Source organism: Nocardia sp. NPDC004604 (assembly GCF_040609795.1).
GTDB lineage: Bacteria > Actinomycetota > Actinomycetes > Mycobacteriales > Mycobacteriaceae > Nocardia.
This window is the reverse complement of the sequence record NZ_JBEXLC010000096.1, coordinates 1-23,221: the sequence shown is the minus strand read 5'-3', so window position 1 is coordinate 23,221 and position 23,221 is coordinate 1. Positions and strand designations below refer to the sequence as shown.

The following is a 23,221-nucleotide window of genomic DNA, read 5'->3' as shown; positions in this document are numbered from 1 at the left end:
GAGTCATCGCAATGCCTTGGTGAGTTCGACAATGCCGCCCTGTGTTTCGAGCCAGTCCTTGAACCTCGCGATGCCGGTATCGCGATCGACGACGGGCCGATAGCCGAAATCGCGGGCTGCCGCGCCGGTGTCATAGGTGGCGCTGCGGGTCATCAGCGCCACGACATAACGCGACAGCGGGGGCGACCACCGCATCGCGATGGCAGGGACCTGCCAGACTGTTTCGATGACGCGCACCAATCCGTTGACCACGCGCGGATTCGGCTTTCTGGTCGGCGGCCGATAGCCGAGATCCATTGCCACCGCGCCGAGGAACTGCCACACATCGGTCTGCTCGGCATCGGCGATGAAATACGCCTTGCCGCCCACCGCATCCGAGCCGATCACCCTGACACAGGCGTCGACGATATTGTCGATATGGCACAGCGAAGCGAACACATCGCGGCCGAACGACAGATCCGGCAGCTTGCCCGCGGCCGTCCGGCCGAGCAGGCGCACGATCGGACCGGATCGGTCACCCGCACCCCAGATCGCCCGCGGCCGCAGCGCGCAGGTGGTGAATCCCGGTGCGTCCATGGCGAGTACGGCGCGCTCAGCGGCCGCCTTGGTCTCGGAATACAGGTTCAGATAGCGCCGCGGATACGGCACCGATTCGTCGATATCGAGCTGATCGCCGCCGTCGTAGTCCATCAGCGCACTGGGGCTGGAGATGAAGACGAAACGCGAAGCGCCGCCGCGCCGCGCGGAATCCAACAGTCGCTCGGTGGCCCGAACGTTCTCCTCCCAGAACTGTGCTCGGGTGCCGCGCTCATCGACCCGCGCAGCACTGTGGAATACCACATCGACACCATTGGTGGCCCGTGCCAGCGACAGTCCGTCGGCGAGATCACCGTAGACCACCTGGACCTGGTCGACGCTCGCGCCGAGATCGGTCAGATCGCTACTGCGCCGCACCAGGATCGCGACATCGTGTTTGCCATCGCGGACGAGTCGGCGTACGAGCGCACCGCCGAGAAATCCGGAGGCCCCGGTTACCAGCACCTTGCTCATAGCGTCTCCTCCGTTCCGATGTGCTCCCGACCGGGCTGGGTCCGCCACCAGGTCATGCCGAAGATCTGGGTCAGCACGACCGTCTCGACCCTGGACCGCCCCGAACCCTGGGCTGCCCGCAGCGCCGCCGGAATCTGCGCCGCGTGCACGACAAAGCTCAGGAATGCATCGATCCACCAAATGCCACGCATGACCCGGCTTTCCGGGACACGATCCATCGCGGCCGCGGCGATGCCACCGGCCAGATACAGCCAACCCAGGACGGGAACCGCCCGCAGCACGGTCGACTTCATCGCTTCGCTCCGAGTTGTTCGGTCGCCCACACCGACAACTGCTCGCGCCCGATCTTGGCGTTATGTCGGATATCCACCGGGAATTTCGGGTGCACGAGGAAGTCGGCGATCGTGTGGGTCAGCTCCGACTCGGCCGCACGGGCCCGCAGCGCAGCCTCGACGGTCGTGGCATCGGCATCCGAGCGCAGCTCGACACACAGCACCGGCCGTTGCGTACCCCGCTCACCGACCCCTACCAGCGCCGTCCGGGCAACGCCCGCAACGGTATTGAAGATCTGCTCGACCTGAACGGTGAACATCGGCCCCTGCGCAGTGACCACCCGCTGACTCTTGCGCCCGCAGAACCAGATCCGTCCCTGCTCATCGATCCAGGCCAGATCGCCGGTGCGATGCCAGATCACCGCGCCGTCGACAATCTTGCCCTGCGCGTTCGCCTGCTCCGGCCAGTAGTAGCGCGTGCTGACATTGGGCCCGGCGACGACGAGTTCGCCGATACTGCACGAGTTTTCGAGTTTGCCAGCGATCTCTTCGGCCCGCTGCCAGGTCGGAATCGGGTCGTCGGTAATGGCGACGATCCTGGCCCGCACCCGATCGGCAGGCCGCCCGATACAGGTGCCGGCACCGCGATGCGTGCGCTCCACCAAACCGTCGAACAATTCCCGTGATTCGATGGTGGACATCGGTAATGCCTCGGTGGAGCCATATCCCGCGTACACCCGGGCGTCCTCGGGTAGTACCGCGCGCAGCCCGGCGATGCACCAGTCGGGGACCGGAGCGCCGCCGGAATAGATGCTGTTCAACGACTTCAGCTCCGTCGGCTGCTGTTCGAGGCGGCGCAGCAGCGGGATCAGCACGGCGGGCGAGGCGAACATGGTGCGCACGCCGAACCGCTCGACCGCATCCACGATATCCCCGGGATCGGTCGAACCGACCTGGCTCGGGATCAACGGCGGCAGCACACACCGCGCGCCGAGGAGCAGATCGAGAATGCCAACCAGCGGCAGCGTGATCAGCGAGGTATCCGGTTCGATATGCCCGCGTGCCGCATGGACCTGTTCGATCATGGCCGCGAGGTTTCCGTGGGTCATCTCGACGGCCTTGGCGGGTCCGGTGCTGCCCGTGGTGAACCCGATCAGCAGCAGATCGCCGTCCGCGGCGGGTTTACGAAGAGGTGTGGCCCCGACGGGTGTGGTGCCCCAATCCCGCAGTGTCGCACCGCCCCAGAACCAGCGCCTGCCGACGGTGACGTTGGTGTGGACCAGGCGGAAGCTGCGCCGGAACAACACTCGCAACGCATGCGCCTGCGGTATCCCGATGAATGCCTCCGCCGCCACGGCCCGCAAGCACCGCAACATCTTTCGCACACCCATGCCGGGATCGATGACCACCGGCACCGCACCGATCTTCAGCAGCCCGAACATCACCGCGTAGAGCTCCGGGCCCGGCAGTACGAGCACGATGGTGCGCGTACCGGTTCCGACACCGGATGCGGTCAGCCGTTCGGCGATGGTGTCGGACCACTGATCGAGCTCGCGATAGGTGATCGTGCGATAGTCGGGCAGGCCTGCGGGATTGCGCCCCTGCGGGAAGATCACTGCCGCGCGATTCGGTTCCGCGCGCGCGAACGCGCGGAACCGGTCGATGGGCTGCCAGTAGGTCGGCGTCGTCACGCGGGCGTTCCCGCCAGCACCGGCAGTCGGTAGAGCACGGCCGCGGCCGATGGCCCCGCACCCGCCGCCACGAACAGCACGTGGGTGTGCGCCGCCAAAGAATCCTCGGTGACCGCCCGGTCATAGGCCAGCGGCAGGGCCGCGGTGTGCGGATCGCCTTCGGACAGATCGGCGGATCGCACCGAATCCGCCTCGATGCCAAGGGTTTGCGCAAGCCGGATCGGGAATTCGGCGCTCGGAGTCGACGCGATCAGCACAGTGCTCGACACGTCGGTGTGCCCGGCTTCGGCGAGTGCGGCTCGCGCGGCGTCGACGGCCACGGCCAACAGCCGGTCCTCGAAGCCCGGTTCTCGTACCACTGTCATCAGACCGCGTCCGACGGTGCCCATGGTCGCGGTATCGACGAACGACTCGATCGCGGGCGTACCGGCGTCCCTGGCGATATGCACCCGGCCGAATCCGACGGGTTCCTCGGTGTGCTCCAGGAGCAGCGCGGCTCCCGAAGTGGCATAGGGGAATTCGGCATCGGCCGCCGAGCGGGTGAGTGATGGATGGGTATCCCCGGAGACGATCAGCACATGCTCGGCGCTGCCGGTCTCCAGGATCGATGTGGCCACCTGGACCGCATTGAGCACGCCGACCGCGCCGTTCATGAGATCGAAGGAGAAGGTCCGCGGATCGTCCTCGCCGTACTCGAGCCCGATACCCGCCGCCTTCTGGATCAATGCGGAGACGGCCGGTTCGACGGTATTGGAGTCACGGAATATCCCGGCGTTGATGAACACCCCGACCTGGTCGGTACGCATACCCACCCGCTGCAGACTTTCCCGCGCCGCGCGTGCGCTGTGCTCGATGATGCTGTTGGTGTCCTCGGCCCGGCTGGTTCCGGTCGACTTGATGCGCACGCCCATGGCTGACCTCAGACCTTCAGGGAGGAGATGGTGGTGGACAGGAAGCCGGTCACGACGCCGGAGGCCGCGGGGATCATCAGCAGTTTGGATCCGGACGGCAACTTCTGATCGCTGAGCTGATCGTGCAGCACGATGAAATGTGAAGTGGTCGAGGTGTTTCCGTACTTCTCGAGCACCCGCAGATCCGGCGGCATCGGTACACCGAACTCGCGCTCGCCGATCGCGGCCAGCCACGGGAGCGCGGCCGCGCCGAACTGGTGGTGAATGATGTAGTCGAACTTCTCGTCGGCGAAGGTCTTGCCGCGCGCCTGCAGATAGTTACGCTGGGTGTCGGTCCACAGCACGAACCGATCCTCGTTGTGCATCTTGCGGTTGTCGGTATAGAGCGCGACGCCCTGGGTCTTATCGCTCGGCATGCCCAGACACAGATGCGAATGTTCGGCGGCGGTCATCAATTCGATGTAGTGGATCTTGTCGGCATCGTCTACCGCCCGGTCGAGCACGACCGCGCAACCCGAATCGCCGACCGACAGTGAGGCGAATTGTAGATCGTATTTCTCGGAAATCTCGTTCACCGCGGTATCGGCAATGGGAGTTATGGCCTCACCGCTTACCACCATGCCATTTCGCACCGCACCCGAACGGATCATCCGATCGAGAATGTAGGTACCGGTCAACATTCCGGCGCAGGCATTGGAAATATCGAAGGTAATGGCTTTGTCGGCACCGAGTTGGGTGCCGATGGCGGAGGCGAACGACGGCTCCATGTACATCCGGGTGCCGTTCCTGCTGCGCGTGATGGAGGTCGAGATGATCACGTCGAGATCCGCCGCGGCGTACTGTGACCTGGAAAGACAGTCCTGAGCAGCCTTGCTGGCGAGGGCGAACGAGTCCTCGTAGCTGTCCGGTCGGGTGTCGTGGACGCGGCGCTCCCGCACTCCCGTGATCCGTTCGAGATCGAACGATGGGGGTTCGGCGAGCCTGGAGATCAACTCCTCGGTAGAGACGATATTCGAGGGGAGATACGCACCGATGGATTCGAACCGAGAATGCGACACTTGCGCTCCTGGAAAACGTTGATGAATACGGTTCCGGATCGTCTCTGATCGTCGGTGCGACCGAACGCTACCGGACGGTAACCTGTCCTGGGTATGGCCAGTTTGAGGGAATCCTTCTGGGACAGTTGAACTTTCACGGCTACGCTGGGGTGATGCACGATCGATGTGAGTGACCTCACTGCACTTCGCGCACTCGAGAACCGGTCGGTATTGGTCGCTTGTCCAAGGTATTGGTCGGGGGTGTTGTTCTCGAAGACAACAGGTCACCGATAGGCTGGAGGCGACGCCGGTGCGGATCGGCGTCATGCCGCAACCGCCGAATACCGGAGGGTGAGAGCTATGACGACCGCTGACGAGCACGTCGATGTGCTCATCGTCGGTGCCGGACTGTCCGGGATAGGTGCGGCGTATCACCTGGGGCGGGCCTTCCCGCGGCGGACCTACGCGATTCTGGAAAGCCGCGACGCGATCGGCGGAACCTGGGACCTGTTCCGCTATCCGGGAATTCGCTCCGACTCGGATATGTACACCCTCGGCTACCGCTTCCGGCCGTGGCTGGGAGAGATGTCGATCGCCGACGGTGACGACATCCTGGATTATGTGCGTGCCACCGCCGCCGAGAGCGGTATCGAGCGGCATATCCGGTTCCGGCATCGGGTGGTCGGCGCCGAATGGTCATCGCGGGACAACCGCTGGACGGTGCGCGCCGAACGGACCGATACCGGCGAAACCGTCACGCTCACTGCCGGATTCCTGTTCTGCTGTTCCGGCTACTACCGCTACGACGAGGGCTACACCCCGGAATTCGCGGGCCGCGAGCGGTTCGCCGGACCGATCATCCATCCGCAGCATTGGCCGCGCGATCTCGATGTCGCGGGCAAGCGGGTGGTGCTGATCGGCAGCGGCGCAACCGCGGTCACCCTCGGACCCGCGCTCACCGAGCAGGGTGCGCACGTGACTATGCTGCAACGCTCGCCGAGCTACATCATCTCCGCACCCGCGCGCGACGATCTCGCCGTCAAGGTGCGCAAATTCCTGCCCGCCCGCGCCGCGTACGCGGTGGCGCGGGCCAAGAATGTGGCGCTGGCCACCGCGATATACCAACTGAGCCAACGGTATCCGGAATTCATGCGCAAGCGGATCAAGGGCTGGCAACGGCGCTGGCTGCCCGAGGACTTCGATATCGACACCCACTTCACTCCCACCTACAACCCTTGGGATCAGCGACTGTGCCTGGCGCCCAACGGAGATTTCTTCCGCGCGATTCGCAAGGGACGATTGGATATCGTGACCGATAAGGTCGAGACATTCACCGAGACCGGTCTGGCCCTCGCCTCCGGCGCCACCCTCGATGCCGATATCGTCATCACCGCAACGGGTTTGAACCTACTCGCCTTCGGCGGCATCGAACTCGCGGTCGACGGGCAGCGGGTGAAACTTCCGGAGCATGTGGCCTATAAGGCGATGATGCTATCCGACGTGCCGAACTTCGCGTACATCATCGGCTACACCAACGCCTCGTGGACGCTGAAGGCGGATCTGGTGTGCGAGTACGTCGTTCGGCTACTACGCCGCATGGACGACAACGGCTACGACCGCTGCACGCCGGTGCGCGATCCGTCCGTCGGCGCCGCATCGCTGTTCCTGAATTTCAACCCGGGGTACGTGCAGCGCGCCGCGAGTCGGTTCCCGATCCAGGGCACCAAGGCGCCGTGGCGCCTACGTATGAACTACCTACGTGATGTGGTGACGCTGCGCCACGGGCGGATCACCGACAGCGCCATGGTATTCGAGCGGGCGCGGAATCGGGATCCGGTGTCGACGCAGGGGTAGCCGGATCAGTGCGTCTGCTGCGCCGTCGACGACCGTGCGGTCGCGATATTGCGTAGCACGCTGGTCGCGTGGTCGTCGAAGCGTTCCCGCGGGACGGTGATGGTGCCATCCAGCCACGGGCGATACATATATGCCATCGCCCCGAAGATGGCGTTCGAGTTGAGGCTGTTCTCGAACTCGTCCGGCATGGATTGCGCTCCGTCGGCCAGTGCGATCGTCAACGCGATCGGGGCGGTGAACAGTTCGATGAGTTCGTTGCCCCGGTCGCCGAGCACCCGCGTGGCCTGCGATTCCACGAACATGATCTGACCGCGCCGACGATCCTCCAGCAAATAATCGGTGAACGCCGAAATGGCGTGCCGGAATAGCTGCTGGGGTTCGGTCGGCGCGGTGGCCAGCGCCGCGAGCAGCCGTTCCTGCGCACCGAGGACGACCGTCTCCAGCGCCGCGGACAGCAATTTGTCGAGACTCGGAAAGCTCTCATAGAAGTACCGCTCGGTTAGTCCGGCCTGTCGGCAAACCCCGCGCATGGAGATATCGGACGCTCCGATCGTGGCCATCAGCTCGATGGCGGCCTCGATGAGCTGTTCGCGGCGCGCGGCGATCCGGTCGGCCGGAGGCGTGCCGCGCCAGCGGCGCATACCCGGTATCGATCCATCGGAGGCGTCGTTCATAGCTCGATCCTCCCATAGCCGGGAAGTTGACATCATGTGATGTTGACAGCATTTGATGTCGGCAATACATTGACGATCTACGGGACCAGACGTGAGGACCATCAGATGGGCACTACGTACGCCGATCAGGCTCATGCGATCAATGCGCGGGACGTCAGCTTCGACTTCGACTCGGTGCCGATGCACTACATCCCGGGTGAAGTCATGGCCACCCACATCATCAATGTCATGCATCTGGTGCTACCCGAAGGGGAGCGGGCCATGGCGCAGGCCCTGGCCGAGGCGCTGCCGCTGATCGATGATGAGCGTCTGCGGGAAGAGGTCCGCGGCTTCATCGGTCAGGAGACCATGCACGCCGGTTCACACGAAAAGGCCCGTCACCAACTGGAGCGGCTCGGTCTCGAGGTCGCTCCGATGGTGGATCGCGTCGCCTGGTTGATCGACCGGGTGCTCGGCGACCACGGGCTCTCCGGTCGGGCGAAGCATGAATGGCTGTGTGAGCGCCTTGCCCTGTTCGCCGGCATGGAGCACTACACCGCCGTCATCGGCGAGTGGCTGCTGACCAATGACAAACTGGCGGCGAAGGGGATGCATCCGGCGATGCTGGATCTCATCCGCTGGCACGGTGCCGAGGAGGTCGAACATCGCAGCGTGGTCTACGACGCGTACATGTATCTCGACGGCGGCTACGCCCGCAAGGCGCGCCAGGCACTGATCGCGAGCTCGGGACTGCTCGCGCTGTTCCTGATTTCGGGCGCCTATCTGTTCCATCGGGACCCGTCGCCGAATAAGGGCAGATGGTGGCCGCTGCAGATGGCAAGTGCGTCACTGCGCGGCGTGGTGCCGAGTTTCACCACCTTCTTCACCGAGATTCCGCGCTACCTGCGGCCGGGATTCCATCCCTCGCAACTCGGTCCGATGGACAACGCGCTGCGCTACCTGGCGCAGTCACCGGCAGCACGGGCGAGCGCATGACCGCCGTGGAGCAGTTCCGGCCGGGGGCCGGGCTGCGGATGATCGCGTCGGCGGTGGACACCTATAAGCGCGTCTTCACGGAAGGCAAAGCGGTGCAGCTGCTTTCGCGGCCACAGCCGGTGCGCCACACCGGCTACGATTTCGAACTGGCGGTCATGGGGATCGAGGCCGAGGCCGACGAGGTGGTCAGCCTGACACTGTGTGATCCCGACGGCGCGGATCTGCCCGCCTGGACGCCGGGTGCCCATATCGATGTGCACCTGCCCTCGGGTCGGCAGCGACAGTACTCGCTGAACAGCGATCCCGATGATCGCAGCTGCTACCGAATCGCGGTGCGGTACATGGCCGATGGCGACGGTGGCTCCCGGGAGATCCACGAGGGTCTGCGGGTCGGTGACCGGCTGCGGGTGCGCGGGCCGCGCAATGCCTTCCCGCTCATCGCCGCGCCGCAATATCTGTTCGTGGCCGGTGGCATCGGGATCACGCCGATCCTGCCGATGGTCACCGCGGCCGAGCGGGCCGGAACACCCTGGCGGCTCATGTATTTCGGGCGCACGCGGACGCGGATGCCGTTTCTGTACGAGCTGGCCCGCTTCACCGGCGGTGATGTGGTGGTGCGTCCGGACGACGAGTTCGGGGCCCCGGATCCGCGCATGATCTTCGAGCAGACGCCGACCGGCGCCGCGGTGTACGTCTGTGGGCCACCGGCTCTGGCGGAGGCCGCGCGCAAGGTGCTGTTGCTGCACGATCCGACCGCTTCGCTGCATACCGAGCGGTTCTCGGCGCTGCCGGTGTGCAATGGTGCCCCGTTCCGTATTCGATTGCGCCGCAGTGGGACCGAGGTGGATGTCGCCGCCGACGAGTCGGCGCTGACCGCGATTCGGCGCGCGGTGCCCGGCGTCGCGTATTCCTGCCAGCAGGGCTTCTGCGGGACGTGTCGGGCGAGTGTGCTCTCCGGCGACGTCGAGCACCGGGACCGGGCGCTATTGCCCGGTGAGCGGGAACACGCGATGCTGACCTGCGTATCGCGTTCTCGCGGTGGCGAACTCGAATTGGATATGTAGGGGTCTACTCCGCCGGGAAGATGCCGGGCAGTGTCATGGCGTATTCGAGGTCGGCGCGGGTGCCGAGCGTGGTCAGCAGCACGCGGATCATGGTAAGCCGTGCAGCGGCAACGGTTTCCGCGTCCGGCTCGGCACCCGGTGCGGTGCCCGCGGAGATGCGATAGACGACGTACTCGCAAACATGCAGCGCCGCATCGAGATCGAGCGGCGAGGGTACCGTGCGGCCGAGTTCGGTGAACGTTTCGCGCACCAGCGCGCGGATATCATCGAGTGCCCGTTCGCGATAGGCCGATACCGGTGAGGCCGGGTCGTGTAGTTCGGCGAAGAGCGGTCGCAGCATCGCGCCGTGCCCGTGGGCCCAGTCGAGGTAGGCGTCGATGAGCCGGATACCGAGTTCGACCGGTTCGTCGGGGCCGGTCAGTGCCGTGCGGATGTTGTTGACGAGCCTGTCGTTCGAGGCATCCAGCACGACGTGCAGCGGTTCGGTGGCATTGCTGAAATAGCGGTAGAAGGTCGGCCTGGCCAGTCCGGCCTGTTCGATGATCTGGGCGACGCTGAGCCCGCGCGAGCCGCCCCGGGTGAATACCGCGGCGGTCGCGAGCACGATCCGGGCGCGGACCTCCTCGGCCTGTTCCTGGGTCTGCGGCGGTCGACCGCGCCGGGCCGCGCCAGCGGTCTGGGATGTGTCAGCGGACATGGTGCTGCCGCACAACTCGAAGCCTGACCTGTCTGTGTTCCACACCCGACAGCTTGACACGAGGTGCGGCCCAATGATTAATCTAACACCAGTGTTCAGGAAATGGTCGCGCCGTGCGACCGCCGCTCCTGCCGCGTCCACCAGACCCATGAGAGGGCCGACCATGACGACCGCCCGCCAACTGGCCGAACCGACCGCCTTGCCCGCGGCCCTGGTGCAACCCCTGCTCGATCGCGCGGTCGCGGGCGCCGCACCCTCGGTCGAGGTGTTCGCGCCCGCGACCGGACACAAGATCGCGGATCTGCCGCAGTCCTCGACCGGCGATATCGATACCGCCTTCGGCACCGCGCGCACCGCGCAGCGGGAATGGGCCCGGCGCTCGGTGCGCGAGCGGGTCGCGGTACTGCGCAGATTCCACGACATCGTGCTCGCCGAACAGGACACGATTCTCGATATCGTGCAGACCGAGACCGGTAAGTCGCGGCCGCATGCCTTCGACGAGGTTGGGGATGTGGCGGTCAATGCCAGGTACTACGCGTCGGTCGCGGAGAAGTTGCTGGCAACGCGCAAGCCGCGGGGTGTGCTGCCGGTACTGACCCAGGTCGATGTGCGGCATCGGCCCAAGGGGGTGGTCGCGGTGATCTCGCCGTGGAACTATCCGCTCGCCCTGGCCGCCTCCGATGCGCTGCCCGCCTTGGCGGCCGGAAATGCCGTGGTCGCGCGGCCGGACAATCAGACGGCGCTGACCGCGCTGTGGGCGATCGACGCTGCCGAGCGGGCCGGACTGCCGCGCGGACTGTGGCAGGCGGTGCTCGGTCGCGGATCGGTGATCGGCGGCGAGGTGATCGCGCGGGCCGACTATGTCGACTACACCGGGTCCAGCGCGACCGGCCGGACCATCGCGCAGCAGGCCGGGGAGCGGCTGATCGGCTATTCGCTCGAACTCGGCGGCAAGAATCCGCTGCTGGTGCTCGCCGATGCGGATGTGTCCAGGGCGGCCAAGATCGCGATCCGGGCCTGCTTCGCCTCGGCCGGGCAGCTGTGTGAGTCGATGGAGCGAATCTATGTGCACGACACGGTCTATGACCGGTTCGTCAGCGAATTCGTGGAACATGTGCGGGCGATCGAATTGGGCGGCGGCCTCGATTTCGCCAGTAACATGGGGTCTTTGACATTCCAGCGCCAATTGGACACGGTCCGTGCGCATGTCGACGATGCGGTGGCCAAGGGGGCAAAGGTGCTGGCGGGCGGTAAGGCTCGCCCCGATCTCGGGCCGTACTTCTACGAGCCGACCGTGCTGGCCGGGGTGCGGCCCGGGATGACGGTGTACCGCGAGGAGACCTTCGGGCCGGTGGTCTCGATCTATCGCGTCGGCAGCGACGATGAGGCGGTCGAGCAGGCCAATGACACCGCGTATGGACTCAATGCGAGCGTCTGGACCAAGGATGTCGCTCGAGGCCGCGAGGTGGCCGCGCGCATCAATGCGGGTTCGGTGAATGTGAACGAGGGCTTCATCGCGGCCTGGGGCAGTGCGGACGCGCCGTCGGGCGGGCTCGGAATTTCGGGCACCGGTCGTCGGCACGGTCCCGAGGGCTTGTTGAAGTACATCGACACCCAGACGATCGCCGTGCAGCGGGTACTGCCCATCGCGCCGCTGCCCGGAATGTCCGAGGAACTGTGGGCGAAAACGATGACGCTGTACTTCGGGGTCATGAAGGCGCTTCGCCAGAAGTAATTGCGCCAGTGGCTTTTTCAAGATGGATCAGGAATGGGACGAATGAAGCTGGACACGGTAGCGGATAAGAAGGTGCTGGTCACAGGAGCCGCGATGGGCCTGGGCAAGCTGTTCGCCGAACGCGCGGTGCGTGAGGGCGCCGCCGCGGTGGTGCTGTGGGATATCAACGAATCCGCGCTCGAAGAGACCGTGGCCGAGTTGTCCGGACGCGGTACGGCCGTGCACCACTACGTGGTCGACGTCGCCTCGCAGGACTCCATAGCCGAGGCCGCTGCAGCGGTGCGTGGTGCGGTCGGCGATATCGATATCCTGGTCAACAATGCGGGCATCGTGCGCGGCAACAGCTACTTCTGGGAGACGACCGACCGTGCCGATATCGATAAGACGGTCGCGATCAATTCCCTTGCGCCGATGTACATTACGCTCGAATTCCTGCCCGCGATGGTGCGCGGCATCGGCCAGGCGCGGGTCATGACCATCGCGTCCTCTGCGGGGCTGGTCGCCAATCCGCGCATGAGCGTGTACGCGGCGTCGAAGTGGGCGGCGCTGGGCTGGTCGGATTCGGTGCGCATCGAGTTGGAGCAGGCGGGCCACGACCACGTGAAGGTCACCACGGTGTGTCCGACCTACATCAACACCGGAATGTTCAACGGCGCAAAGGGTTTCCTGTTCACGCCGATCCTGGAGCAGGATGATGTCGTCGATACCTCGTGGCAAGAAATGAAGGCGGGCAATCCGCTCGTTATCCTGCCGTGGACGTCGCGGCTCAATAAGGCGATCTCGGGCCTGCTGCCGATCAACTTGCGCGATCTGTTCCTGAATTCGGTTGGTGTGTACCACTCGATGGATGAATTCACCGGCCGCAAGAAGTAGAGCACGATACTGAACCGGACCGGCTTCACGTGTTTCGGGCGGACCCGCCGTGAGTCGGGCCGACTTGCCTATCGCGCGGCGGCTTTGGTGCCGATGACGACGGTGGCGTAGAGCTCGTCCGATTCGGCGATGCGGCCGGTGAAGCCGCGGTCGGTGAGGGCGGTGATCGCGTGCGGGGCTTGGGCTTCGCTGGCTTCGACCAGCAAATGGCCGCCCGGGGCGAGCCAGGTGCGGGCGGCATCGATCACCCGGCGGAAGATATCCAGGCCGTCGGGACCGCCATCGAGGGCGGTACGTGGCTCGTAATCGCGTGCCTCCGGCGGCATCTGGGCGATCATTTCCGATGGCACGTACGGGGTGTTCGCGAGCAGGATGTCGATGTGTCCGCGCAGTTCGCGGGGGAGCGGGTCGAACAGGTCGCCCTGGTAGACGGCCGCGCCGATCGGAGTGAGATTGCGGCGGGCGCATTCGACCGCGGCGGGTTCGATATCGGCGGCGGCCAGGTTTATCTGGCGGCCCTCGGCCGCGAGGATTTTCGCCATGGCGAGACCCAATGCACCTGAACCGCAGCACATATCGACCACGACGGGGTGCTCGGTGCGGAGCGTGCGGGCCAGTTCGGCGGCCTCGTCGACGAGGAAGGCGGTGCGTTGGCGCGGCACGAAAACACCAGGGGCGACCGCGACGCGCAAGCCGTGGAATTCGGTCCAGCCGAGCAGATACTCCAGGGGTGTCCCGGAAACCCGTTGCGCGACCAGATCCGCCAGATCGGCGCCGGTTTCCGCCGCGGCGGCGGTGAGCAGCCGCGCCTCGTCCTCGGCGAATACACAGCCCGCCGCGCGTAGTTGCGCGACGATATCTCCGGTTGGCATCACCGGGACATCCTGCCGTGCGGGTATTCGACAGGGCTAGTCGTTTTCTGTTGGCAATCGGTCTGAGCTGCACTTTCGCGCCGAGTACTTGGGTCGATAGGGCAAGCTCGGACCGATTGTGCGCGTGGTGGGATCTCAGCGAGAGGTTGCGAGCTGGAATGTGCGCGTCGCGTCGAGATAGATGCCGCGCTGTGCCTGCCGGGCGGGCGGCGGCAACTGCGACACCAGTTGGTCCAGCGAGGTGGTCGCCCCGATCACGCGCGTGCCCGCGACAATGAAGTCGGCGACCGCGCGCCGGATGTGATTCGGCGAGGTGACCAGGACCGCGCTGTCCGCGCCGACATCACGCAGCATCTTGGTGCTGAACAGCGCGTTCTGCACCGTCGATCCGGCCCGGCTCTCGACGTTGATCCGAGAGGTGGGCAAGCCCTTACTGATCAGCCAGGCCCGCATGGCCTCGGCCTCGGAGATCCCGTTCTGCGGGTTGCCGCCGGTGACGATGATGGGTGAGAACGGCGAGGCGACCGCCTGCAGCCAGGCCGCGGTCAGCCGGTTCACGAGCTCGGGACGCAGCGTGCCATCCGGGAGCAAGCCGTATCCCAGCACCACGATTCCGGTCTGCGGCCCGACGAGCGCGGGCAGCGGGTTCGGCAGAGTGCTGACGGCGGCGGTGACCGCGCCGAGCACATTACTGGTGCCCTGGGCCATCTCCGGGTTGACGGCGGTGAGGCGTGCTATCGAATCGGCCATGGCGGGCAGGTCATTGGCGTAGTTCGACCAGATCGCCTGCAGCGCCAGGGCCTCGGCGTCGGTCGGGTCCGCGGCGATCAGTTCCCGGAGCTCGGCGCGTCCGGAGGCGTCGTCACCGTCGGTGAAGGCGCGCTGGGCGGAGTTATAGAGGGCGTCGGTATTCGGCGCCGCGATGGCAGGTGCGCCGGTCAGTGCGGTGATGGTCGCGGCCGCGAACGCGGTCACAACCGATAGTTTCCAATGCCTCGAGATCTTCACGACAGTCGACACCTTTCCACGCGTGAAACGGGGCTTTCGGTAGGTCAGCTGACAGTTAGCTGTTGGCAAGCAGCCATTACGATACGGCTGGTACGGGCCATAGTCGGGTAATTGCCGGACGCAATCCGCGCGTCATTTCCCGACTTCGGGCAAATCGGGCGGCGCGGGGTGACCGCGCGAACCGACTGCGGGGTGCAGCCGATAAGGTGTGACAACGTGGATACCGTTTCGCTGTCCGGCAAGGAACTCGCCGCCGCCATCAACGCCGACACCAAGGAGCGCGCCGCCGCGCTCACCGCGAGCGGAACCGCGCCGCGCCTGGCCCTGATCGTGGCCAATGACGATCCGGCCAGCGCCTGGTACGTGAACTCGCTGCGCAAGGCCGCCGAACGTCTCGGAATCGGCTGCGACACCATCGATCTCGGTGCCGACGCGAGCATTCAGCAGATCCGCGACGAACTGACCGCCCGCAGCGCGGACACCGGCATCGACGCGATCATGCTGCAGACCCCGCTGCCCGCCGGTGTCACCCTCGACGATGTCAGCTCGGCGATCGCCGCCACCAAGGATGTCGACGGCGTAAGCCCGCTGTCCCTCGGCCTGCTCGCCTCCAACCTGGACGGCTTCGTCCCCGCCACCTCCGAGGCCGTCGTCGAACTACTGAAGCATCACGACATCCCGCTCGCCGGTCAGCATGTCGCCGTGGTCGGCCGCTCCAACATCGTCGGCAAGCCACTGGCCCAACTGCTGCTCGCGGAAAACGCCACCGTCACCATCTGTCATTCCCGCACCACGGACCTCCCGGCCGTCACCTCTGCCGCCGACATCGTGGTAGCCGCCGCAGGCCGCATCGGCCTGGTCACCGGCAAACACATCCGCGAAGGCGCCACCGTCATCGATGTCGGCACCAACGAAGCAGCCGACGGAAAAATCGTCGGCGACGTCGACGCGGACTCCGTACGCGGCAAGGCCTCCGGTCTCAGCCCCGTTCCCGGCGGCGTGGGGCCGGTAACCACCGCCCTCCTGATGCGTCACGTAGTGGCCGCCGCCGAAAAGACCCGCACGGCCTGATCGTTCGTCGCTCGCCCGGTCGTGTCGTACCGGATTCATGGCGGCCGCGATCGTGGCGACCGCGGGTTGTCGAGTTCCCTTGCCGCAGTGAGATTTTGGCGAACTACCGTCAGGCTTTGGTGCGGATTCGGTAGTAGCGCAAGGCGAACCAGGTGAACAGCAGTACGGCGGTGCTGGAGTAGATCAGGTTGATGGCTACGCCGGTGGTGGGGGTGACACCCAGGTCGTGTAGCTGACCGGATTTGATCGGGTCGATGCCGTGGATCAATTCCCAGGTGGTCGCGGCGACCGCGATCGACTGACCGCCCAGAGCCACGGTTGTGATGGCGATGATCCATCGGTAGCCGCGCAGCACCAGCACCGCGACGCTGGTCAGTGCGATGGCGACGATCAGGAAGCCCGCGGCGCGGGCGGGGCTGTGGTGGGTGAGCGAGGCCGCGCTGCCGAACGCGGCCAGCGCGACTCCGGCCAGCAGGAGCAGGGCGGTGGCGATTCGGAGCGGGCGGTGGAATGCGCTCAGCAGCACATTCTCATGCTATGACGCGGCGAGCCTACGGGTGTCGCGCTGTATGCGGAGCAGGTGGGCGGGCTCCGCATCGTCGCTGCCGACATGCTGCTCGCTCCGGACCCCTTGGTCTGAAACCATTATCTGTCAGCCGGGTTTGATGTTGGCGTTGCGGTGGAAGACATTGCCGGGGTCGTACTGAGTTTTGATGGCGGCCAGTCTGGCGTATTTGGTGGCACCGTAGGACGTGTGGACCCGGTTCTCGTCGGCGTCGGACATGAAGTTGACATAGCCGCCGGAGTTGGCAGCCAAGGGGCGCAGTGCTTCCCAGATCGTTCGGGCCCAGGTTCGGTCGGTGGCGAGGGTTTCGGAGTCGAGCGCGGCGGCTTGGATATTGCAGACATAGTGCGCGGTGCGGGCGCCACCGAATGCGGTGTCGCTCTCGCCGACGGCGGTGAAGGCGCCATTGAGTGTGAAAATGGGCATGAACGATAGTGGTGATGCCTTGTTGCCGGCATGCTCTGTGATGACCGCGATCACCTCATCGGAGAAATCATCGAGGTCGAGGCTCTTCTCGTAGCCGTAGGCGCCCCAAGGCGCGGAGTCGTCGAGCAGGCCCTGCAATCCGACATAGGGGATAGGCGTAATGAATTCGAACAGCGGCGGAAGCGCGGCGCGCAGCGGGGCCACCGCCTGAGCGTGCTCCTCGGCCGTGTCGAAACCAGCGACAATGAGGAGATAGCCCGGCACCAAACGGAATTGCTCCGGCACGAAAGGCGCTGGCGGCGCGGATAATCCGGCACCGACGAATACGCCGGAGCGCAGTGGCAGCGTCGGGATGAACTCGCGGAACAGCCGTAGCGCGGCGCCCCCGTCCTCGAGCCCCCAGAAGAAAAAGCCGAGGTGCACTTCGGGTCCGACCAGATGCAGCCGAAACTCGAATTCGGTCACGACGCCGAAGTTGCCGCCACCGCCACGCAACGCCCAGAACAGGTCAGCGTGCTCAGTTTCGCAGGCCTGCACAATCCGGCCGTCCGCGAGTACGACCTGGGCCGACATCAGATCGTCGATCGTCAGCCCGAACATGCGCGTCAGCCAGCCCATACCACCGCCGAGCGTGAGCCCGCCGACGCCGGTATCGCTGATCACCCCGCCGGTCACGGCCAGCCCGTACATCTGAGTCGCGGCATCCATATCCGCCATGGTCGCGCCGCCGCCGACCCGGGCACGCGCGCCCGCTGGATCCACCAGCACGCGATTCATCAACCCGAGATTGATCATCAGCCCGTCGTCGCCGACAGCGGTGCCGCTGTACGCGTGGCCACCGCCGCGCACCGATACCTCGAGCGCGTGGTCTCTGGCGAAAGCAAGTGCCGCGGCCACGTCTTCGGGGGACAGGCATTCGGCGATCACGGCCGGTCGCCTGTCGATATCGCCGTTCCAGACCGCGCGGGCTGTGTCATAGCCCGCATCGTCGGGAGCGAATACCGGCCCAGCCATCCTGGACCGCAATGCTCGGATATCGGAGCTCGCTGTTCGGGTCATCGCATATCTCCAGCTACCAGGCCCCGACTATTTGTTTACGGAGTTGGTCACGCGATCCGCGCATCGACTCCGCGGCGGCACCGGCACGTACAGCCCGTGCTGTCCAAGAGCGCGTCAAGGTCTAATGTGGCGCACATCACAGTCTATTGGCGTGGATCGTGCATCGGTGAGAAATAGCGGACGGTCACGCCTTCATCGCGGCTGCGTCGAGCGTCGAGAGCAGGTCGCGCAGGGTTTCGCGCTGCTCGGGTCGGAGGGTGGCGAAGACTTCCTCGGCGGCCTGCCGTCGGGCTGCGGCCATCTGGGAGATGGCGGCGCGACCGGAATCGGTCAGGGTCACCAGGGTGGAGCGGCGGTTGGTGGGGTCGGGGGTGCGTGAGACCAGGTGCGTGGATTCGAGGGCGTCGACCACGGTGGTGGCGGAGCGGGGGACGATGCCGAGGTGATCGGCCAGTGCGGCCATGCGCAGCGGCTCGTCGTGGTGGCCGAGTATGCGCAGCGCACGTGCCTGACCGGGGGTGATGCCAAGCGGTGCGAGGCGGGCGACCTGGTTGCGGCGGATGCGCTTGGCGGTGCGCAGGAACAGCTCGGGGAGGTCGGGATCAGGAGCGGTTTCCACGATGTTGAGCATAACTCATTGTTTCGGGAACAATTATGAGTCATGCTCAGTTTGATGACGTAGCTTCGGAAGGAGGCGCCCGTGCAGCCCTCACATCAACTTCGCCGGATCGTCCGGCTTTTTCGTCCGTATCGAGCGCGCCTGGCGCTGGTCGCCGCGCTCGTCGGTTTGTCGTCCCTGGTCGCGCTGGCATCGCCGTTCATGCTGCGCGGCATCCTCGACGACGCCCTCCCGCACGGCCGCACCGGCCTGTTGACCGTGCTCGCCGCGGGCATGGTCGCGGTCGCCGCCTTGACCGCCGTCTTCGGCGTGCTGCAGACCTACATCTCCACCGCGGTCGGCCAAGAGGTCATGCACGATCTGCGCGCCGCGGTCTATGCGCAGTTGCAGCGAATGCCGTTATCGTTCTTCACGACTACGCGCACCGGCGAGGTGCAGTCGCGGATCGCCAACGATATCGGCGGCATGCAGTCGACGGTCACCTCCACCGCGACCTCGCTGGTCTCCAACTTCACCACGGTGATCGCGTCGGTGATCGCGATGATCGCGTTGGACTGGCGGCTCACCGCGGTATCGCTGATCATGCTGCCGTTCTTCGTCTGGATCAGTCGGCGCGTCGGCGACGAGCGCAGGAAGATCACCGCGGAACGCCAGCAGAAGTTGGCGGGCATGTCGGCGATTGTTGAGGAATCGCTATCGGTGAGCGGCATTCTGCTCGGGCGCACGATGGGGCGCTCGCCCGCACTGGTCGACGATTTCGCGAAGGAATCGCGCGGGCTGGTCGACCTGGAGATCCGGTCCGGGATGGCGGGGCGGTGGCGGCAGTCGACGATTCAGATCGTCATGGCTGCCATGCCCGCGGTCGTCTACTGGGCGGCGGGATTGACGGTCGCGGCGGGACATCCGCTGGTATCGATCGGCACGCTGGTGGCGTTCACGACCTTGCAGACGAGTCTGCTGCGGCCGATGGTGCAGTTGCTGTACACCGGTGTGCAGGTGCAGAGTTCGATGGCGCTGTTCGGCAGGATCTTCGAATACCTGGATCTCGAGCCTGATTTCGAGGAGCCGATAAAGCCCGTGCCGGTGCCGAATTCGGGAGTCAAGGGGGAGGTGCGCTTCGATCACGTCGGCTTCGGGTATGGCTCGGGCACCCGGGATGTGCTGCGGGACATCGATATCACCGTGCCCGCCGGGTCCAGTCTGGCCATTGTCGGCGCGACCGGATCGGGTAAGACCACACTCGGGTACCTGGTGGCGCGGCTCTACGACGTGACATCGGGGTCGGTGCAGATCGACGGAATCGATGTGCGGGACTTGTCCTTTGCCGATCTCGCCGCCGCCGTCGGTGTGGTGTCACAGGAGACCTACCTGTTCCACGCATCGGTCGCGGATAATCTCCGCTTCGCCAAACCCGATGCGACAGATGAGGAGTTATACGCCGCCGCGCGGGCCGCGCAGATCCACGATCATATCGCGAGCCTGCCCGATGGCTACGACACACTGGTCGGTGAGCGCGGATACCGCTTCTCCGGCGGCGAGCAGCAGCGCTTGGCGGTGGCGCGGGTGATCCTGCGCAACCCACCGGTTCTGGTGCTCGACGAGGCCACCAGTGCGCTCGACAACCGGACCGAGCAGGAGGTGCAGGCGGCCATCGACGCACTGTCGGAAGGCCGTACCACCATCACCATCGCACACCGGCTCTCCACCATCCGTGACGCCGATCAGATCGTCGTCCTCGACCACGGCCACATTATCGAACGCGGAACCCACCGCGAACTCATGGACGCCGACGGCCGCTACGCCGCCCTCGCCTCCGGCGGCGACCTCCTCCGGGCCGCCTGACTCGACCGGCATCCCTGCTGAGGGGCGTGACGGCTTGCCAGGTTCAGACGGGTTCGGGTTCCGCTGCCGCACGCGTGTCGAAATCGTCTCGGGCGGCGAGGATTTCGCTGTGGTGCCGGACCGACCAGACACCCATCGCATGGCTCAGCTCGCCCAGGCTGGCACCGAGTTCGGTGAGCGAATACTCGACGCGCGGCGGGACGGTGGGGTAGACGGCGCGGCGGACCAGGCCGTCGCGCTCGAGATTGCGCAGGGTGCGGGTGAGCATCTTCTGGGTGATGCCATCGAGCCGGCGGCGCAGGTCATTGAAGCGCACCGGACCGCCCGCCATGCGCAGCACACCGAGGACCAGCAGCACCCATTTGTCCGCGAGCACGGTGAGCACTTCGCGCGCCGGACAGTTGGTCAGATAGGCCTTGACCAGGTTATCGGAGTCGGACCAGTCGACGATGGTATCCATCGGGTACCTCGGGATCATTGAAGTGCCTTCTTTCCCTTGGATACTAGGTGAACGCAGAATCGTGGGCATGCTGACAATCACGCAACGAACATTCGGTGCTCCCGAGGTCCTGGAAATCGTCGAGGTCGATCGGCCGAATGCCGGGCCGGGTGAGGTGGTGGTGCGGGTCGCCGCCACCGGTATGAATGCAGCGGACTGGAAACTGCGGTCGGGGCTGGTGCGCAAGCTCGGAGATCCGCCGTTCACACTGGGTTTCGATGTGTCCGGGATAGTGGCCGAGGTCGGTCCGGGCGTCGAGCAGTTCGGGGTCGGCGACGAGGTCTACGGCATGGTGCTCAGCCGTCACGGTGGCTATGCGGAATACGTTGTGGCGCAGGCCGATATCCTCGCACCGAAACCGGCGAGCCTGGACCACATCCACGCGGCGGCAGTGCCGACCGCGGTGCTCACGGCCTGGCAGGGACTTGCCGAAGTCGTAGCCGGGCAACGCGTCCTGGTGCATGCGGCGGCAGGCGGTGTCGGGCATTTCGCGGTGCAGATTGCGCGGAGCCGCGGCGCGCATGTGATCGGTACGGCCCGGACCGCCAATCACGAGTTCCTCCGCGATCTGGGAGCGGACGAGGTGATCGACTACACGACAACCGATTTCGCGGATGCGGTGCGCGATATCGATGTGGTCTTCGATCTTGTCGGTGGCGAGTACGGGTCACGATCGTTGCCGGTACTCGCGGACGGCGGACGCCTGATCGATGCGCAGGGCAATGATGCCGACGACGATCCGCGATATGAGCGACTGTATGTGACACCGTCCGGCAGCGATCTGCGGGAGTTGTCCGCCTTGTTCGACGACGGGCGGTTGCGGGTCGAGATCGATCAGGTGCTGCCGATGGCCGAGGTGGTCAAGGCACACCAGCTGAGTGAATCCGGGCGCGTTCGCGGGAAAATCGTACTGGTGCCGTGGAATTCGCCGGTCTGACTATTTGGCGGCGCTGATCGCGGTAATGAGGGTTTGGCTGCCGATGCGCGCGGTCGTGACGGCCTGGGGCTTGTAGGTGATCGACTTCGAATCCGGTCGATATTCGGTCACCTGCACCAGATACTGGCCGACGAAGGCACCCGGCGTGACGGTGATGCAGTGTGTCGTGCCCACCGGAATCCCGTCGATGCCCTGCTGGATCGTCGCGGCGGGGGATACGGATGCGTTGGGAGCCACGAACTCTCGGGTCCCCTCTCCGGATCGGGTGACGTAATACGCGTACTGGAAGGCGAAGATGACGGCCGGTCCGGAATCCATACCGCCCGCCCCATTGCCCTGAATTGTGCTGCCGACCTGTTCGGCCGGACATTGCGCGGTGGGCGCCGGATCGACAACCGCGATCTGGCTCGGGCTGGACGAGGCCACCGTCGCCGGTTGCGGATTCGGGTCGAGCTGAACGAAGGCCACCACCAATAGCCCGGCGGCGGCGACCGACCCGACGAGGACGGGCAGCCAACGTCGCGTCGACCGATTCCGCCCCGACCGATCGATCATGGCCGCCAGCGCTTCCTCGTGCCGGAAGTAGTCCGGCGCGGGCGGCTTCTCCTCCGGAAGCTCCTCGACCCACTCGGACCAGTTGTCCTGATAGTCGCGCCCCTGCTCGTCGAGTTCCCCGTTGCCAACATGAGCCATGTTCTGCCGCATCGGATCTTGCGCTGAAGGGGTGGGATCCGGCAAGGCGAGCGGCTGTAGCCGCGGTGGCGCGCCGTGGTTCGGGCCTTGCTGGGTGTGGTGCAATGCGGCGGCATCCGAAGGGATCGGGTTCTGGCGCAGGGGATCTCGCTGAATCGCGGGCTGCCGCAACGGGGCCTGCACGGTGGGCGCGTGTCCCATCGGATCCTGCTCGGCAAACGACCCGTTGCTGGCCTCTGGATGAATAGGGTTCTGCCGCATCGGTACTCGTCGTCCCGGGCCGTGCGCCGTAGGCGCATGCTGCATCGAATTTTGCGATCCCGGAGCGTGGCGGCTCGGTTCCGGCATGGTCGGCGCGTGTGGCCGCGCAGGTGCGGGTGGCTGCGGGTGTTGCGGTGCTGATCCATGCTGGCTCGGGTCCGAAGCGGTGGGGTGCTGCGGAAGTGCCTGACGCCTCGAGACCGGGGGGATCGGGGCTCGGTGGGTGGGTGGCTCCTGGATCGGATCCCGTTGAATCGGGCCGGTCTGCCCGGGGCCCCGCGGATTCGGTGTTTGCATACCAGGACCTTGGTGACCGGTTATGCGACGGAACGGGTCCGTTGTCATCGGCGTCGGCGCGTCGGGAACCTGGCGAAGCGGCCCGGAGGGGGTTGCGCTCTGGTCGTTCGGTACCCGGCGCAGCGGTCCGGAGTCAGTGGGTGCCTGGTCGTTCGGTACCCGGCGCAGCGGTCCGGAGTCAGTGGGTGCCTGGTCGTTCGGTACCCGGCGCAGCGGTCCGGAGTCAGTGGGTGCCTGGT

23 protein-coding genes are annotated in these 23,221 nt (G+C 65.7%); 9 read left to right on the top strand and 14 right to left on the bottom strand.

The window, feature by feature from the left end:
• Positions 1–3 precede the first annotated feature (3 nt).
• Genes ABZW16_RS29350 through ABZW16_RS29330 form a run of 5 tightly spaced genes read right to left on the bottom strand, consistent with a single transcriptional unit; the run spans position 4 to position 4,982 of the window.
• Positions 4–1,050 (bottom strand): NAD-dependent epimerase/dehydratase family protein, encoded by a 1,047-nt coding sequence (locus ABZW16_RS29350; protein WP_354959309.1) that lies wholly within the window; start codon positions 1,048–1,050, stop codon positions 4–6.
• Positions 1,047–1,343: a hypothetical protein gene (locus tag ABZW16_RS29345; RefSeq protein WP_354959308.1), complete on the bottom strand. Its 297-nt coding sequence runs from the start codon at positions 1,341–1,343 to the stop codon at positions 1,047–1,049. Before ABZW16_RS29345 ends, ABZW16_RS29350 begins: the two co-directional genes overlap by 4 nt.
• Complete coding sequence (locus ABZW16_RS29340) at positions 1,340–3,013, bottom strand: fatty acid CoA ligase family protein (RefSeq protein ID WP_354959307.1); 1,674 nt, start codon at positions 3,011–3,013, stop codon at positions 1,340–1,342. The genes ABZW16_RS29345 and ABZW16_RS29340 overlap by 4 nt, the downstream gene beginning before the upstream one ends.
• The gene (locus ABZW16_RS29335) at positions 3,010–3,924 is read right to left on the bottom strand and encodes a hypothetical protein (protein ID WP_354959306.1); all 915 of its coding nucleotides are present in this window, start codon (positions 3,922–3,924) and stop codon (positions 3,010–3,012) included. The genes ABZW16_RS29340 and ABZW16_RS29335 overlap by 4 nt, the downstream gene beginning before the upstream one ends.
• 8 nt (positions 3,925–3,932) lie before the next feature.
• Positions 3,933–4,982 (bottom strand): 3-oxoacyl-[acyl-carrier-protein] synthase III C-terminal domain-containing protein, encoded by a 1,050-nt coding sequence (locus tag ABZW16_RS29330; RefSeq protein ID WP_354959305.1) that lies wholly within the window; start codon positions 4,980–4,982, stop codon positions 3,933–3,935.
• Between the two features lie 339 nt (positions 4,983–5,321).
• On the opposite strand from ABZW16_RS29330, the gene ABZW16_RS29325 reads away from it, so the two are divergent.
• Positions 5,322–6,815 (top strand): NAD(P)/FAD-dependent oxidoreductase, encoded by a 1,494-nt coding sequence (locus tag ABZW16_RS29325; RefSeq protein ID WP_354959304.1) that lies wholly within the window; start codon positions 5,322–5,324, stop codon positions 6,813–6,815.
• A 5-nt stretch (positions 6,816–6,820) separates the two neighbouring features.
• Here the strand turns inward: ABZW16_RS29325 and ABZW16_RS29320 are convergent, their stop codons facing one another.
• On the bottom strand, positions 6,821–7,489 hold the full coding sequence (locus ABZW16_RS29320; protein ID WP_354959303.1) for a TetR/AcrR family transcriptional regulator: 669 nt from the start codon (positions 7,487–7,489) through the stop codon (positions 6,821–6,823).
• A 105-nt stretch (positions 7,490–7,594) separates the two neighbouring features.
• Here ABZW16_RS29320 and ABZW16_RS29315 point away from each other — a divergent pair, with 105 nt between their 5' ends.
• A complete protein-coding gene (locus ABZW16_RS29315; protein ID WP_354959302.1) occupies positions 7,595–8,464 on the top strand; it encodes a metal-dependent hydrolase in 870 nt (289 codons plus the stop codon).
• Complete coding sequence (locus tag ABZW16_RS29310) at positions 8,461–9,528, top strand: PDR/VanB family oxidoreductase (protein ID WP_354959301.1); 1,068 nt, start codon at positions 8,461–8,463, stop codon at positions 9,526–9,528. Before ABZW16_RS29315 ends, ABZW16_RS29310 begins: the two co-directional genes overlap by 4 nt.
• A gap of 4 nt (positions 9,529–9,532) precedes the next feature.
• Here the strand turns inward: ABZW16_RS29310 and ABZW16_RS29305 are convergent, their stop codons facing one another.
• Positions 9,533–10,225, bottom strand: a complete 693-nt coding sequence (locus tag ABZW16_RS29305; RefSeq protein ID WP_354959300.1) for a TetR/AcrR family transcriptional regulator — start codon at positions 10,223–10,225, stop codon at positions 9,533–9,535.
• 163 nt (positions 10,226–10,388) lie between these two features.
• Here ABZW16_RS29305 and ABZW16_RS29300 point away from each other — a divergent pair, with 163 nt between their 5' ends.
• Both ABZW16_RS29300 and ABZW16_RS29295 read left to right on the top strand, forming a co-directional pair.
• On the top strand, positions 10,389–11,960 hold the full coding sequence (locus ABZW16_RS29300) for a succinic semialdehyde dehydrogenase (RefSeq protein WP_354959299.1): 1,572 nt from the start codon (positions 10,389–10,391) through the stop codon (positions 11,958–11,960).
• Positions 11,961–12,002: 42 nt separating this feature from the next.
• On the top strand, positions 12,003–12,833 hold the full coding sequence (locus ABZW16_RS29295) for an SDR family NAD(P)-dependent oxidoreductase (protein ID WP_354959298.1): 831 nt from the start codon (positions 12,003–12,005) through the stop codon (positions 12,831–12,833).
• 68 nt (positions 12,834–12,901) lie between these two features.
• Here ABZW16_RS29295 and ABZW16_RS29290 read toward each other — a convergent pair whose 3' ends face one another.
• Positions 12,902–13,705: a putative protein N(5)-glutamine methyltransferase gene (locus ABZW16_RS29290; RefSeq protein ID WP_354959324.1), complete on the bottom strand. Its 804-nt coding sequence runs from the start codon at positions 13,703–13,705 to the stop codon at positions 12,902–12,904.
• A 135-nt stretch (positions 13,706–13,840) separates the two neighbouring features.
• Positions 13,841–14,680: a YdcF family protein gene (locus ABZW16_RS29285; RefSeq protein WP_354959297.1), complete on the bottom strand. Its 840-nt coding sequence runs from the start codon at positions 14,678–14,680 to the stop codon at positions 13,841–13,843.
• Positions 14,681–14,929: 249 nt separating this feature from the next.
• Here ABZW16_RS29285 and ABZW16_RS29280 point away from each other — a divergent pair, with 249 nt between their 5' ends.
• Positions 14,930–15,784: a bifunctional 5,10-methylenetetrahydrofolate dehydrogenase/5,10-methenyltetrahydrofolate cyclohydrolase gene (locus tag ABZW16_RS29280; RefSeq protein ID WP_354959296.1), complete on the top strand. Its 855-nt coding sequence runs from the start codon at positions 14,930–14,932 to the stop codon at positions 15,782–15,784.
• 109 nt (positions 15,785–15,893) lie between these two features.
• On the opposite strand, the gene ABZW16_RS29275 is transcribed toward ABZW16_RS29280, so the two are convergent.
• From ABZW16_RS29275 to ABZW16_RS29265, 3 genes are all read right to left on the bottom strand, one after another.
• Positions 15,894–16,310, bottom strand: a complete 417-nt coding sequence (locus ABZW16_RS29275) for a hypothetical protein (protein ID WP_354959295.1) — start codon at positions 16,308–16,310, stop codon at positions 15,894–15,896.
• A gap of 126 nt (positions 16,311–16,436) precedes the next feature.
• Positions 16,437–17,834: an FAD-binding oxidoreductase gene (locus tag ABZW16_RS29270; protein WP_354959294.1), complete on the bottom strand. Its 1,398-nt coding sequence runs from the start codon at positions 17,832–17,834 to the stop codon at positions 16,437–16,439.
• A 184-nt stretch (positions 17,835–18,018) separates the two neighbouring features.
• Positions 18,019–18,453 carry a MarR family transcriptional regulator gene (locus tag ABZW16_RS29265; RefSeq protein ID WP_354959292.1) on the bottom strand — a complete coding sequence of 145 codons (435 nt, stop codon included), beginning with the start codon at positions 18,451–18,453 and terminating at the stop codon, positions 18,019–18,021.
• A gap of 81 nt (positions 18,454–18,534) precedes the next feature.
• On the opposite strand from ABZW16_RS29265, the gene ABZW16_RS29260 reads away from it, so the two are divergent.
• The gene (locus ABZW16_RS29260; RefSeq protein WP_354959291.1) at positions 18,535–20,295 is read left to right on the top strand and encodes an ABC transporter ATP-binding protein; all 1,761 of its coding nucleotides are present in this window, start codon (positions 18,535–18,537) and stop codon (positions 20,293–20,295) included.
• A gap of 43 nt (positions 20,296–20,338) precedes the next feature.
• Here the strand turns inward: ABZW16_RS29260 and ABZW16_RS29255 are convergent, their stop codons facing one another.
• A complete protein-coding gene (locus ABZW16_RS29255; protein WP_354959290.1) occupies positions 20,339–20,755 on the bottom strand; it encodes a helix-turn-helix domain-containing protein in 417 nt (138 codons plus the stop codon).
• A 67-nt stretch (positions 20,756–20,822) separates the two neighbouring features.
• Between ABZW16_RS29255 and ABZW16_RS29250 the strand changes: the two genes are divergently transcribed.
• A complete protein-coding gene (locus tag ABZW16_RS29250) occupies positions 20,823–21,731 on the top strand; it encodes an NADP-dependent oxidoreductase (RefSeq protein WP_354959289.1) in 909 nt (302 codons plus the stop codon).
• Here the strand turns inward: ABZW16_RS29250 and ABZW16_RS29245 are convergent, their stop codons facing one another.
• Positions 21,732–22,685, bottom strand: a complete 954-nt coding sequence (locus tag ABZW16_RS29245) for a hypothetical protein (RefSeq protein WP_354959288.1) — start codon at positions 22,683–22,685, stop codon at positions 21,732–21,734.
• A 319-nt stretch (positions 22,686–23,004) separates the two neighbouring features.
• Here ABZW16_RS29245 and ABZW16_RS29240 point away from each other — a divergent pair.
• On the top strand, positions 23,005–23,221 hold a 217-nt coding region (locus ABZW16_RS29240), incomplete at its 3' end, for a hypothetical protein (RefSeq protein WP_354959287.1).